Origin of the sequence: Paraburkholderia sp. Ac-20340, from assembly GCF_017104965.1 — a bacterium.
In the GTDB taxonomy this organism is placed as follows: Bacteria; Pseudomonadota; Gammaproteobacteria; order Burkholderiales; family Burkholderiaceae; genus Paraburkholderia.
Map to the genome: position 1 here is coordinate 58,834 of NZ_JAAGPR010000011.1, position 13,245 is coordinate 72,078.

10 protein-coding genes are annotated in these 13,245 nt (G+C 61.1%); 2 read left to right on the forward strand and 8 right to left on the reverse strand.

The genetic code is table 11. From position 1 onward, the window contains the following. Position 1: 1 nt before the first annotated feature. From G3N59_RS16500 to G3N59_RS16535, 8 genes are all read right to left on the reverse strand, one after another. Positions 2–1,180, reverse strand: a complete 1,179-nt coding sequence (locus G3N59_RS16500; protein ID WP_205983697.1) for a hypothetical protein — start codon at positions 1,178–1,180, stop codon at positions 2–4. Continuing rightward, complete coding sequence (tssI, locus tag G3N59_RS16505; RefSeq protein WP_205983698.1) at positions 1,177–3,942, reverse strand: type VI secretion system Vgr family protein; 2,766 nt, start codon at positions 3,940–3,942, stop codon at positions 1,177–1,179. The genes G3N59_RS16500 and tssI overlap by 4 nt, the downstream gene beginning before the upstream one ends. Next, a complete protein-coding gene (locus tag G3N59_RS16510; RefSeq protein ID WP_205983699.1) occupies positions 3,939–4,199 on the reverse strand; it encodes a PAAR domain-containing protein in 261 nt (86 codons plus the stop codon). Before G3N59_RS16510 ends, tssI begins: the two co-directional genes overlap by 4 nt. 136 nt (positions 4,200–4,335) lie before the next feature. After that, a complete protein-coding gene (locus G3N59_RS16515) occupies positions 4,336–5,880 on the reverse strand; it encodes a methyl-accepting chemotaxis protein (RefSeq protein ID WP_205983700.1) in 1,545 nt (514 codons plus the stop codon). 270 nt (positions 5,881–6,150) lie between these two features. Beyond that, on the reverse strand, positions 6,151–7,488 hold the full coding sequence (locus G3N59_RS16520) for a sigma-54 dependent transcriptional regulator (protein WP_205983701.1): 1,338 nt from the start codon (positions 7,486–7,488) through the stop codon (positions 6,151–6,153). 258 nt (positions 7,489–7,746) lie between these two features. Next, a complete protein-coding gene (locus tag G3N59_RS16525) occupies positions 7,747–8,835 on the reverse strand; it encodes a glycosyltransferase family 2 protein (protein WP_205983702.1) in 1,089 nt (362 codons plus the stop codon). Positions 8,836–8,917: 82 nt separating this feature from the next. Beyond that, a complete protein-coding gene (locus tag G3N59_RS16530; RefSeq protein WP_205983703.1) occupies positions 8,918–10,162 on the reverse strand; it encodes a glycosyltransferase family 87 protein in 1,245 nt (414 codons plus the stop codon). Next, complete coding sequence (locus tag G3N59_RS16535; RefSeq protein ID WP_241023496.1) at positions 10,159–11,340, reverse strand: glycosyltransferase family 87 protein; 1,182 nt, start codon at positions 11,338–11,340, stop codon at positions 10,159–10,161. Before G3N59_RS16535 ends, G3N59_RS16530 begins: the two co-directional genes overlap by 4 nt. A 1,052-nt stretch (positions 11,341–12,392) precedes the next feature. Here G3N59_RS16535 and G3N59_RS16540 point away from each other — a divergent pair. Both G3N59_RS16540 and G3N59_RS16545 read left to right on the forward strand, forming a co-directional pair. Further along, positions 12,393–12,563 (forward strand): Flp family type IVb pilin, encoded by a 171-nt coding sequence (locus tag G3N59_RS16540; protein ID WP_205983704.1) that lies wholly within the window; start codon positions 12,393–12,395, stop codon positions 12,561–12,563. A gap of 109 nt (positions 12,564–12,672) precedes the next feature. After that, the gene (locus tag G3N59_RS16545) at positions 12,673–13,212 is read left to right on the forward strand and encodes a prepilin peptidase (RefSeq protein WP_205983705.1); all 540 of its coding nucleotides are present in this window, start codon (positions 12,673–12,675) and stop codon (positions 13,210–13,212) included. The last annotated feature ends 33 nt before the right edge of the window (positions 13,213–13,245 follow it).

A 13,245-nucleotide genomic window follows, 5' to 3' on the forward strand; every position in this document is an offset into this window, starting at 1 on the left:
CTTACTGACCTCCGGTTGTGCTGCCTGAATCGCGTTGCAAACCCAGACTGCGCTGGTGAGCAATATAGTCAGCCTCATAATCCTTGCTGCACTGATCTGCTGGATTCGTATAGAGAAGCAAGCCCATTGCTTCTTTCCAGTACGCTTCCGCAGTGTTGCCGCAAACAAACGCGTCGTTTTCCCACGGCCGACCGGTATAGTCAGCAGCGCACGCACGTGGCTCGGCAACCATTGCATCGACGTCAATTGGAGTTCCTCCCAAACCAACATGTTGTAAAAGATCCGCGGCGACGAGACGTACGCGCTGATACTCTTCATTGAGCGACGCGGAATCCGGCAGCCAGGAAGTGCGGTGATCTGCACTTCGCCACAGATTGAGGGTGTACAGATAGGAGCCAACCGCCAATCTTTTCAAACTAATGAGGGCGGCCGTGTCGGCTGGGATGGGGGCGCGGGTGGCAAGATCGATGGCCTTGAAAGCTTGCGTACTTTTGTCGGTGTAGATCGATGCCATTGCCGCCGGCCATTTCAATATATTGGGTATCTCCTCAAAATTATCGGGATGTTGAAGAATCAATGCATAAGTCCAGAACGCCTGCTGGCAATGCCGGGCTTCGTGATAGATTGTGTTCGAAAAGACACCAAGCTGCTTTGCTTTGGCGTGTGTATCCACCTTGTCATAAAAAACATCGCTGAGTGCAGCGAGATTTAGACTCATCACCCAATAATTCACAGTGAATGAGCCTTGCTCTCCCCGCGCAGTTGGGTTGTAAGGAACGATCAACGGCATGGCGTCAACTGGCAGTCCAAAGCCGGCAGTTGGACTCGTCAAGGCTTCGCTCAGGACCGGCATGAGCAGTTCGACAAAGTCCGAAAACTGCGTGTGATCGATTGGCCAATCCAGTTTCAGTTTGGGTTCATCTTTCGACGACCCGAGAAAAGTATTTCCCCATTGAATTTCGTTCATCAGCATTGATTTCATTTTCCAGCCGAAACTCTTTGCTACCGGATAAGCGAGTTGTCCTTTCCTGTCCGGATCAAGGTCGGAGTAACGCAGGCCCCAACGGTCTGGGGTGCAGACGGCATAGGTTGGCGCAATGCCAGCGGAGGTCGGCCCTGGCGTGACTTTCTTGAGCGTAAGATGGCCAACTTTCTGGATTCCCTCATTTTTCTTGCTCATGTTTCGCTGCTCCCAGGCGAGATGAACGCGGTATCCGTGGTTCTGGTGAGGATCGGCCGATACAGCGCCATGACTGAACCGTCCACTCGTAAAAGTTGAACTTCCGCGATCTGCATGCTTTCGCTCATCACCAGCGAAGTTTCACCGTGCGCGGTGGACGTGCCTTCTATTAGCGTTCCGTCGTTGAGTTTGATTCGATAAGCCTGCTCGGCAGTCGACAGTCCGCAGCCGCCGTCTGGCAGCAAAAAGTGTTCGACAACCTTGGCATCCGCAATATCGGTGATGGGCGTTTTGAACGGGACGTTTTGCGGAGCATCTGTCGCATGAGACGCTGCGCGGACAAGAAAGGCACCGCGGGTCCGGGAAAATAAGCCCGTTTCATCGATAGCGACCTCGGACCCGCCACCATTCAGCACGATTCGCTTGGCCGTCAGCCTGATTTCGTCCTGCTCGCTCAGAAGATGGAGAACCCTGCTGGCAATGATGTCGATATTGCCGTCTTGAGACTGAAAACGCATTGGGCCGCGCGTAATCACCGTGACCGCCTTTCGTGCGTAAAGCACAATCTTCCCGAGAGCAGAAGCCAACAGAAATTGGCCAGTGGCGATCGATGTATGCCCGCCCGTCGTCAACGCCGTATGGTTCTCACTGGCAATATGCGTGCTACCCGCCGCACTGAAATGCAGGTTATCGGCGCTCGCTATTGCAATGTCAGGACTTTCGAACTCCGGGAACGCATCGCGCTGATTCGTGGACTGACCTTTCAACCTGGCGTTGGCGCTCTTGATTGCCGCCGTCACTTCCGCCTGATCGGAGAGGGCGTCTTGCGCACCATGCCGTTGCGCCTCCCGCGCAGCGCTTTCATGAATATCGCGCGCCGCAGTCAGCTTGCCGATGGTCTCACCCATCTCCGCAACCTTGCCCGATGCCCGAGTGCGTCCCCACGTCGTCAGCAAAAGCCCAAGCGCAGCACGAATCGCTCCGTGTTTATCCGTGCGCAGTTCAAAACCTTCCCCGCGCGCATCCTGCCGACCCGCGTTTCCATCGATACGCGTGATATAGCCCAGACTCAAACTCGATTTGGCGTGATCGCTTGCGAGTTGCGCCTGCATGCGGTCCTGCGTGTCGTCGAGCGCGAGATGATTGGTCTGCGCACCCAGCCCCAGGCTCTTGCTCACGATGCCCGTGAGCGCGTGATTCACGGGCATTTTCCAGGGCACCGGATTACATTCGTCGACCATGAAAGCGGCGACAACAGGACGATCGGGATCACCATTGACGTAGCTGATCAATACCTGCTGACCGCACCGGGCATGTGCCACCGTGCCCATCCCATTCCCATGCCATGAGGTCGCGAGCCGCACCCAGATACACGATCTGCCATCAAATTTTCCATCGCGATCCCAATCGAACTGCACCAGCGCGCGATTCATTTCATCGACGAAAATCTCGGCGTTGTCAGGGCCGACAATGACCGCGTATTCATATCCGCCCATCACCGGCCGGGGCGTGATTTGCGGCATACGATACGGCTCATCCAGCGGCTGAAGATCGAACGAATTCGTAATGACATACTCGCGCGCGGTGCTGGAAGTCGTTCCGGTCGCGCAAATGTCCAATTCGCAACCCGTAACCAGATACTCGCGATTCGCCGCGGCATACGGATAGTGCGTCAGCGTGAGTGTCTTGCCAGCTTCGATCCCACGCAACGCACCACGCGCTTCTGCACGCAAACCCGTCGCGCGCAACGCTTCCAGCTTTACGCGCGCGAGATACCGCGCATCGTCACGCCAACCGGTTTCGTCATAGTGCGCACTACGCCGGTTATTCGGCTGCGCGAATTCGGCGCGCGTGAAGATTTCCTGAGCGGCATTCGCCGTATTACGCGGCTGCGCATAGGTTTCGCGAAACGCAATGGCATTCGGGCTCAGACGCGGCGTCTTATAGCTATGGTCCTGCACCGTGATCTTGCCCGCAGTAACCGTGCTGGAAAGCGTGAACGCATCGATATGTTCTTCGTCGATATGCCCACCGCCCGCGTGATAGCGCAGCGAAGCATACGCACGCTCGTGCCTGCGATACGCGCCAACGTGATCGGCGATAACCAGCACATGCGTTTTGTCGCGATGCTCGAACCAGACGACAAAGCCCCATTCTTCGCAGAGCCGCAAAAAGAAAACCCAATCGCTTTCCCACGCCTGGCGGATCGTGTCGCGCTGCGGATGATGGAGTTCGCCGATACGCCATTCGATCAGCCCATACGGGCTGATGACGTCGTGAAGAATATCGATGATCGAGCCACTGAAAGCGCGCGAATTCACTTTCAGCGAAGCGAGCCAGAATACGGGCCGCACGACGAACTCATAGATGTTGTCGTCGCCTTGCCGGCCCAGCACGCGTGCAGACGCCACGATGCCGTTAATCTCGCGCACACCCGCGCCGCTGCTCGATGTAACGATGCGCGTGGGGTCGCGCGAATCCTCAACGCGCTCGAGATCGATCGTCAGCCAGATCGGCGTTCCGGCAATCCGATCGAGGTCGATCCGCGTGCGCTCGTCCTCGTCGAAAATCATCGGCAGGAAACTCGCGCGAGCCGTTGCCTCCACGCGATATTCAAACAGCTTGCCGATGCCTTCGCGCCCGACAATCCTTCGCGGAATCAGGACGCTTTCATCATGCGGCCGCCCACGCGAATTGACGGTTGGGCGTTCCGGCAGGGCGGGGCCGCGCATGCTCAGCATTTGCCATTGCAGCGTGGTCATGCGCGAGCGCCAATGATTGTCGCGCCGCACGCGGTTTTATCGCCGATAAAAGCGACCGGCACGCCGCCATGCGTGCGTTTTCCGCTTGCCTGAATGGGAAAGTTGCCGCCACATTTCGGACACCTGACGAGATGTCCGTCCAACGCCACGCGCCGGCCCATGTGTGCGAGATCGTGGGCGGCTTCGATAATCTCGCCGCCATGATCGGTTGTATCGCCTATACGGGCAACTTCGCGCCCGGTCGTCGCATCACGCATTGCTCACCCTAACGAATCGGGGCAGCAGGATTTGCCGCCCTAAAACGTTAAAGTGATCTCATAAGAGATAAAGTGGTATCCGAAAACTCTTAAATTGCGCGGCGAGCGTCACCGCGTCAAGTTCGAGTCTGCGATGTCAGGCCGAAAACACCGCCACCGCGCCTTGCAGTCGCATCGCTTGTTCGTCGAGTGCGTGCGCGGCCGCGGCGGCTTCTTCCACGAGCGCGGCGTTCTGCTGCGTGACCTGATCCATTTGCGCGATCGCCTGATTGACCTGTTCGAGGCCACGGCTTTGTTCCGTCGATGCCTGCGCGATCGACTCGAACACGTCTTTCGCCGAGGCAATGTCGGCGCGCAGTCGTGTCATGGTCGCGCCGACGTCATGCGCGCGCGTCGCGCCGCCCGAGATCGAGGTGGTCGACTGTTCGATCAGTTCCTTGATCTCCTTCGCGGCCGTCGACGATCGTTGCGCGAGCGAGCGCACTTCCGATGCCACCACCGCGAAGCCGCGCCCCTCGGTGCCCGCGCGCGCCGCTTCGACCGCCGCGTTGAGCGCGAGGATATTGGTCTGGAAAGCGATGCCTTCGATGATCGAGGTAATCGACGCGATCTTTTCCGCGCTGCCCGACGCCTCGTTCATGGTTTCGATCATCTGTGCGGACATGGTGTTGCCCGCGTTGACGGCGTCCATCGCGCGCACGATCACGTCGCAGGCGTGGCGCGCGTTGTCGGCGTTCTGACGCACGGCTTCGGTCAATTCGTGCGTGGTCGCGGAGGTTTCTTCGAGCGCGGCGGCCTGTTGTTCGGTGCGCGACGACAGATCGGTATTGCCCGCCGCGATCTGCGAGGCGCCCACCTTGACGGCTTCCACGCCCTGCGTGACCGAGCCGACGATGGTCTGCAGCGAGGTCTGCATATCGTCCATGGCGCAGAGCAGGCGGCCGGTTTCGTCGCTGTGGGTGCGGTCGATGCGGCTGTCGAGGCGGCCGGCGGCGATCGCCTGCGCGGTTTCGACGGCGCGCGTGAGCGGGTCGCGGATCGCGGTCACGAGCCAGCGCCCGGCCAGCGCCGCGCACAGGACGGCCAGCGCGGCCGCCAGCGCCACGCTCGTGTAGATCGTGTGCCGCAGCGAGTCCAGTTCGGCGGTGCGCGTGTCGATGCGCTGGCGCTCGCTTTTGTCGAGTGCGTCGACGGCGGCGATCATGTCGCCCGTGCCCAGATAGCTGCCGAATCCTTCGGTCAGCGCGCTCAATTGCGCGAGCGTGGCGCTGCCGTCGTTGACCTGCGTGCGCATCGCGAGCATCGGATCGACGACCTTGGCTTCCCAGGCGTCGTACTGCGCGACGGCGGTATCGACCTGCTGGTTGCGCGCCGCATCGGCGGGATCGAGCGCCTTGATGGCCGCCATGCGCTGCCGGAAGTCGCTGATGTGATCGACTTTCCACTTCTTGTGGCCGGGCTGGCCGTCGAGGTTGTAGGCGAGCAGCGCCCAGATGATGTTCAGGTAGTCGGCGCCCGCATCCTTGACGAGCAATTGCGCCTGCACGGAAACGGCGTTCTGTTTCTGCTTCTGATCGATGGCGTTGAGGCCGTACCAGCACACGGCCGAACTGACGAGAAACACTGCAATGACGACGCAGAACGCCGTGGTCAACTTCTTGCCGATCGAAAGGTTCTGCATCTTCATGTTCACGGGAAAGCGGGGAAAAACCGCGAGCATCGGCTCGTCTGGATTCAGTCTGGATTAATACGGTAATACGGTATACCAACACAAATAGTCAGACAAGCGCTTTCAGAATATGGATTACCACTATGGCGATCGAGGCGGGTTTAGGGCGCGCCATTCGATGCGATAAGCATCGTTTTGAACGCGGATGAGGGGAAAAGGCGGGGCGAACGCCAACGCGCCGCGACCTTGCGGTGGCGGCGCGGCGGACATCAGCGTGATGAATTACGCGTGCGCGGGCTTTTTCGCGACGCTTTGCGGGGCGGCGGGCGCGGCCGACGCTCCGGTTTCCGCGCGCGCGACGTTCAGCGCGTCGCCGAGCGAGTTGGGCATGGCGCGCAGGCCCAGATCGGCGGCGCTGATCACCGGGTTTTCGGCCATCACGAGGGTGCGGCGGATGCAGTTGAACAACTCGCGCACGTTGCCGGGCCAGTCGTATTGGCGCAACGCCGTGAGCGCGTCGGCGGAAAAGCCGCGAATCTTGACCTGCGACTCTTTCTTGTAGAGCGCCAGCGCGTGCTGGGCGAGCAGGTCGATATCCGCTTCGCGCTCGCGCAGCGGCGGCGTGGTGACCTTCAGCACGCAAAGCCGGTGATAGAGGTCGGCGCGGAATTTTCCTTCCGCCACGGCCGCTTCCAGATCGACGTGCGTCGCGGAAATGATCCGCACGTCGACCTTGATCGGCGTGTTGCTGCCCAGCCGCTCGAACGTGCCTTCCTGTAGAAAACGCAGCAGCACGGCCTGGCATGCGTAAGGCATATCGCCGATTTCGTCGAGAAACAGCGTGCCGCGCGACGCCGATTCGATCCGGCCGATCTTCTGCTGCAGCGCGCCCGTAAAGGCGCCGCGCTCATGGCCGAAGAGTTCGGCCTGCAGCAGCGTGGCGGGAATGGCCGCGCAATTGATGGCGACGTAAGGCTGGCGCGAGCGCGCCGAGCGATTGTGGATGGCGAGCGCAGCGAGTTCCTTGCCGGTGCCCGATTCGCCGCTGATAAAGACCGGTGCGGGCGTGTGCGCGCAGCGCTGGATGCCGCGGTAAAGCTCTTCCATGGCGTCGCATTCGCCGATCATGTCGAACTGGCCGTGGCTACGCCGCGAAGTGACGCGCTTGGGCGCTTCCAGCGCCGTGGCGGCGGCATTCGCGGCGCTCGGCACATTCGGCGTCCTGGACGCGTCGCGCAGCGTCGCCAGACCGTAAGCATGGCCGATGGCGAACAGCAGACTGCGGTCAGGGTAGGGCGACGTGATGAAGTCGTAGCAATGATCGAGGATGAACTGGCGCGTGCCGGTGTCTTCGGACTGGCCGGGCTGCACGAGCGCGATCCACGTGACTTTCACCTGTTGCGCGTAGGTCTGCAGCGCGCCCAATTGTTCCTGCGTGACGTTGGGCGGCAGCTCGATCAGCCCGACGCGCGAAGCGGCTGGCGCCGTCGCCTCCGTACCGGTTGCGAGCGCAACCTGCCAGTTGGCCGATGTCAGCAATTCGACGATGCGGGTGTCCGGGCTGGCCGAGACATACAGTACCGAACGCTCCGCTGCCATTGAAGTCGAGATGGTATTCATGATTCCCCCGAAACGAATCCACCGGGCGAATCGATCGTGTTTTTGCCGATCGTATTCGCGAATGCGCGTGGTCTGGGTGCGCACAGAATGACCTTAATTCAACGTCGTGCAGGTTGCAATCAGATTAAAACCGCATCGTTCTTTGCTTAACGCGATTTAGTCAGATGATTATCCAGGTGGTACTCAACAGGTATTTTTATTAATCGCGATAAATAGTTCAGACGTTCGTTTTATTTGTCTGCTTGATTAAGTACGCTATCAACGCGTTGCCGTGCGCACGCGCGCGACGGTACGGCGGCGCGTGGGGTCGAGCCGCACGATCTGCGCGGTGCGCGCGACATTGCGCCCGGCGCGCTGGGTGCGCTGCGTATGTTCAATGGGCAGCGTGCTGACCTTGTTCTTGGTCTGATAACGACGGCGCACGAGATAAACCGGGCGGCCCTTGGATTCGTGATAGATGCGCCCGACGTATTCGCCCACCACACCGATGCCGATCAATTCGATCCCGCCCATGAACAGCAGCACGGTCAGCAAGGAGGCGTAGCCCGGCACGGGATTGCCGAACAGCACCGTGCGCCCGACGATAAAGCCGCCATACAGGAACGCGGCTGCCGCAATGGCAAGGCCGATATAGGTCCAGCTACGCAGCGGCACCGTGCTGAAACTGGTGATGCCTTCGAGCGCGAAATTCCACAGCCGCCAGCCGGAGAATTTCGAGTGCCCGGCACTGCGCGCCTCGCGCACGTAATCGACGATCACGGTCCGGTAGCCCACCCACGCGAACAGCCCCTTCATGAAGCGCCGCGATTCGGGCAGGCGCCGCAGCGCGTTGACGACTTCGCGATCCATCAGGCGGAAGTCGCCGACATTCTCGGGCAGTTTCACATCCGACAGCACGTTATGCACGCGGTAGTAGAGCCCTGCGGCGGTGCGCTTGGCCCAGGTGTCGCTGGCGCGGTTGGTGCGCCGCGCGGCTACCACATCGGCGCCGTCGCGCCAATGCTCGATCATCACCGGAATCAGGCTCGGCGGGTCCTGCAGATCGGCGTCGATGGGAATCACGGCGTCGCCGAAGGCCTCGTCGATACCCGCGGTCAGCGCGGCTTCCTTGCCGAAGTTGCGCGTGAGGTCGATCACGCGAATACGGCGGTCCTTGCTGCTCGCGTCGATCAGTCGGGCGAGCGTCGCATCGCTGCTGCCGTCGTTGATGCAGACGATCTCGAAGCGGATCGAAGCGATGGCTTCCAGCACCGGAACGAGTCCGGCAAAGAACGCGTCGATCGCTTCTTCCTCGTTGTAGAACGGCACCACCATCGAAACAAGCGGCTTGCTGGTACGTGTATTCATGATTCCCCCGTCTCTCCTGCTGCGTGGCGTGGTGCCACGTCTGCTTTCTTTGACTGCGGGCGCTTGCGGCGCCAGCGCAGCATCAATCGTCCCGGTTGCCTGCCAGCACAACGGGCGCGCGCTGCGCCTCGCGCGTGCGTTGAACCAGCATCCACAGCGTCATTGCGCTGATGATCGGCAAAAACTGCACATGCACGCGCGCGACCACCAGCATGCCGAGCACCGGCGCGAGCCAGAGCAGGCAGAGCCATTCGCGTTCGCCGCGGCGCCATCCGTGCGAGAAACCATAGCGGCAGCACCAGGCGATCACGACGCCATACCAGGCCAGGTCGTAGTCGTGCAGATACGGGCTGACCAGCAGGCTTGCGCACATCAGCGTGGCGGCGCGCAGCGCGAGCGGAGCCTCGCGGCGCCACGTTTCGAAGACGGCCCAGCACGCGGCCAGGATCGAGATGCCTTGTACGGCGTAGGCGAGCGGCACAGGCGCCTGCAGCATGCGCATCAGCGCGAAGAAGGTGGGGATGCGTTCGAGGCAGCCCTTGCCGGCTTCGACGTAACCGGTTGCGAAGGTCGTTGCGTGCACAAAGGCATCGAAGGTATTCGCGCCGAAGGCGAGCAATGCGAGCACGAGCGTCGCCGCCACGGTCAGGCAAGTCGATGCGAGCGCGCGCCACGAGCGCGAGCAGAGCAGCGCAAACGGAAACAGCGGCGCTAGATGCGGCTTCATGAAGAGGAGCCCGAAGCAAATGCCGCTTGCCACCGGATGCCGGCGCAGCCAGTGCAATCCCAGCCCGGCCAGCGCGGCGGTCAGCAACGCGTTTTGTCCCATCACCACGACGAGCGCAGCGCCCGGGAACGCCAGCGCCATCCAGCCCGCTTCGGCATGGCGCACGATCGCGCGCACCGTCACGGCGAAGAGCGCGCATGAACCCAGCACGAACAGCACGACCGCTGCGGGATACGGCAACAGCGCGAGCGGCAGGACGGCGAGCAGGGCAGTCGGCGGATACAGCCACGGCAGCACATAACCGCCGGCTTCGACGGGCGCGGGCGAAATCGCCAGTTCGATCGCCTTGATCGCCTGCATGTTGTAGGCGTCGATGGCGTGGCCCTTCAGCGCAAGAAACGAGGCGCTCCAGAACGGCAGCATGTCAGTGGCGGGTTGCCGGAAACCGGCGTGATGCGACGCCAGGTGATAGAGATAGCCCAACCCGACGATCAGATAGCACATCAACGCCACGAACGACCAGTTGCGCAGCCGGGCAGGATTGAGCCAATGTCCGGCGCGCATCGGCGCGCGGCGAGCGGCGGCAAGGTGCGCGTTCATCGTGCTTCTTCTTCGCGCGTGCGGCGCAGGACGATCAGCAGCACGAGCAGCAGAACGATCGAGCCGATCTGCGGCAACTCCAGGCAGCGATTGAACAGTTCGAAAACGGGCAGCAACCACGCCAGCACGATGATGGTCTGCTCGCCGCGTTGCCAGCCGGTGCGCAGGCCGGTGGCGAGCAGCCACGCCAGCGTGAGGCCGAGCCAGGCGAGTTCGTAATGCCAGACATACGGATTGGCGATCAGCGTGGCGACGGCAAGGATGGCGATTCGCGTGCCCGGATCGCGCGTTTTGCGCCAGATATGACATGCCGCCGCGATCGCGAGCGCGGCAATGGCGCCCTGGATTACGTAGGCGAGTTGCAGCGGCACGCCGCCCAGACGCAGTGCGGCGAACGCCGTCGGCGAGGCGAGCCAGAACAGCCGGCCCTGTTCGAGAATCACGCTACGGGCGAGATCCGCGGCCAGAAAAGAGAGCTTGAGCGTGGGCGTGCCCAACACGGCGATGCTCACCGCGGCAAACGCCGTGGCGGTGACCGCGGCGCTGGCGAAGGCGCGCCAGGAGCGCGTGGCGATCAGCAGAAACGGAAACAGCATGGCCATTTGCGGCTTGATGGCCAGCAGTCCGATGCAGATGCCGGCGCGCACGGGAAAGCGGTCGATCCAGCGCACGGCGAACAGCGCAAGCGCGGCCGTCAGCAGCGAATTCTGTCCAAACAGGGCTGCCACGAACACGCAAGGCAAACTCGCGATCAACAAAATAGCGACGCGAATATTGCCGGTCCAGCGTGCGAGTTCCGAAACCGCCAGCGCGCCCTTGACGTAGATAAACAGGCTAGTCGCGACAAACAGCGCGTAAGACAGCAAGAAGGGCAGCAACGCGAAAGGCGTGACGAACAGCAGGAAGGTGGGCGGATAGAGCCACGGCAGAAACGAGTCTTTAGGGCTCGGACCGAACAGTTGCGCGGCCGCGGCGGAGAACGACGTGAAGTTGTACACCTGGGCCGCCGTGCCGTGCAGCATCACATGCGAGGCGCTCCAGAACACCGCGAAATCGCCAGCCGGCCGGGCGGTGCCGGTTGCCAGAAAACCGTGCGTGATACGCGCCCACATCGCGAGGAAGGCGATATAGAGAATGCACATCGTCAGGCAGTAGACGACAAACCGCTCTTTCGTCATCCAGCCTCGTGTGTGACGCCCGGCGCCGCGCGCCGATCCCAGTGGAATATCCATTGTCCCGCCCCCGAATGGTCTGCCGATCCGGAACGGATGTCCTCGGTCGTGCGACTTGTTTCACTGCTTCTTTTGCGTTTCTTCCCTGATCGCTGCCTGTTGCCTGATTGCCTTTTTGCAGCACTTTTCTTCATCTGCTCGTGCAATCCAATTCGTCTGCATTAATAACCGACGATTGATTATGTGTAGAAACGGCAAGGCGTTTCAAGCCCACGTATTCCATGGGCGCCGTCGCTGCCGCGCGCACAGCGGTTTTTGAAGCGTTTTGCGCCGATTTGTCGGTTCAAAACAGGCCCATGTTTCAGCCTTGTATCAACTGCGGACAGCTTTGCTGCAGCGCTAAAAAAAAGGGTGCGCGGCGCGACATGCCGCAGTCCCAGGGAAAGTCCTGGGAAAAGAGGCTGCAAGCCTTTATCCATAAGGCAGACGCGCCGTGCAGCGCAGTCCGTCCCCAAAAAACCGATGTATCAATCCAGTAACAATTTCTAACACGGGGTTGTCGTGGGCAATTCTTGCCGAAATACGCCCGATCCAATGCTGGCGGGCTTTTCGCGGAGCTGGCCCGGACTTTGCCTAGGACTGGTCACGCAGGTCGGCGGTGTCGGGAACGAAACAGCCACCGCAGACCTGACGCACAGCACCGGCATAGACCGGATGCAAATAGAAACGAGGTTGAATCGGGGCATAAAAATGATCTACGGGGCTATCGCGCAGTTCGCATCTTGTGTACGACGCACCTTTTCCAGCCGTAGCGCGCCAGCAAGCGGGACGCTGGCCGCACGGCGGACTCTACACCTTGACACACGCAGCGGCGGCCAGCTTCGGCTGAAGCCGATTGCTGCGATGTGCGCGAGTCCGGCCATCCGCATGCAGCCGATGTTGCAGCAGGCCTGATCGCCAGCTTCTCTTTTCACTCGCTTTTCAGTCGCTTTCGAGTCGTTCATCCCCAACGCCATTCCGGCAATGGGATTTATGTAGTCATCCTAATGGAGTTAATCATGAAGAACATCATCGCTAACGCAAGCCGCTTCATCCGTGACGAAGAAGGCATCTCGGCTATCGAATACGCGCTGCTCGGCTCGCTGATCGCGCTGGCCATCATCGCCGCTGTCTCGGGCCTTGCTACCAAGATCAGCACTGCTTTCGACACGATCGGCGATTCGATCTGAGTCGCGAGGCGGCGGACGAATCGCTGGCGGCGATTCGTCCGCTCTGCCCGCATACGCAGTCTCACCAACCAATACCAACCCATAAAAACAACACGAAACGAGGGGCGCCATGTTTGTCGAGCATCTTCCGCCGCAACCCATTCCGCTGTGCGTGGTGTGTCTGGCCATCGTGACGGCCAGCACGGATCTCGTCGCGCGGCGCATCCCCAATCGCATCGTGCTGGGCGGTCTGATCGTCGCTCTGCTCGCCCAGGTTTGTCTGCTCGGCGCCTTGCGCGGCGGCGTCGTCTGGATCGAAGGCGCGCTGGCGGGTTTCGCATTGCTGCTGCCGTTTTATCTGGTACGCGGGATGGCCGCAGGCGACGTCAAACTCATGATGACGATCGGCGCCTGGGTCGGCCCTGCGTTTGCCTTGCATATCGTGCTGGTGGCGCTGTTGATCGGCGGAGTGTGGTCGATCGCGGTGATCGTGAAGCACGGCAAGTTGAGAGATTTGATGCTGCTGCTCCTGCGTGGCTGCGCGCGCTGGCTTCCGGGTGTTGCCGGGATAAGCGCCGCGTCTCATGCACAACCGGCCTCGCTGGGCACGCTGCCTTACGGCGTGGCGATTGCCAGCGCAACGATAGGGGTTTTGTTCGCCTCCGCCTGACCGCGAACGTCGCCATCAACGAAGGAGTTTTGC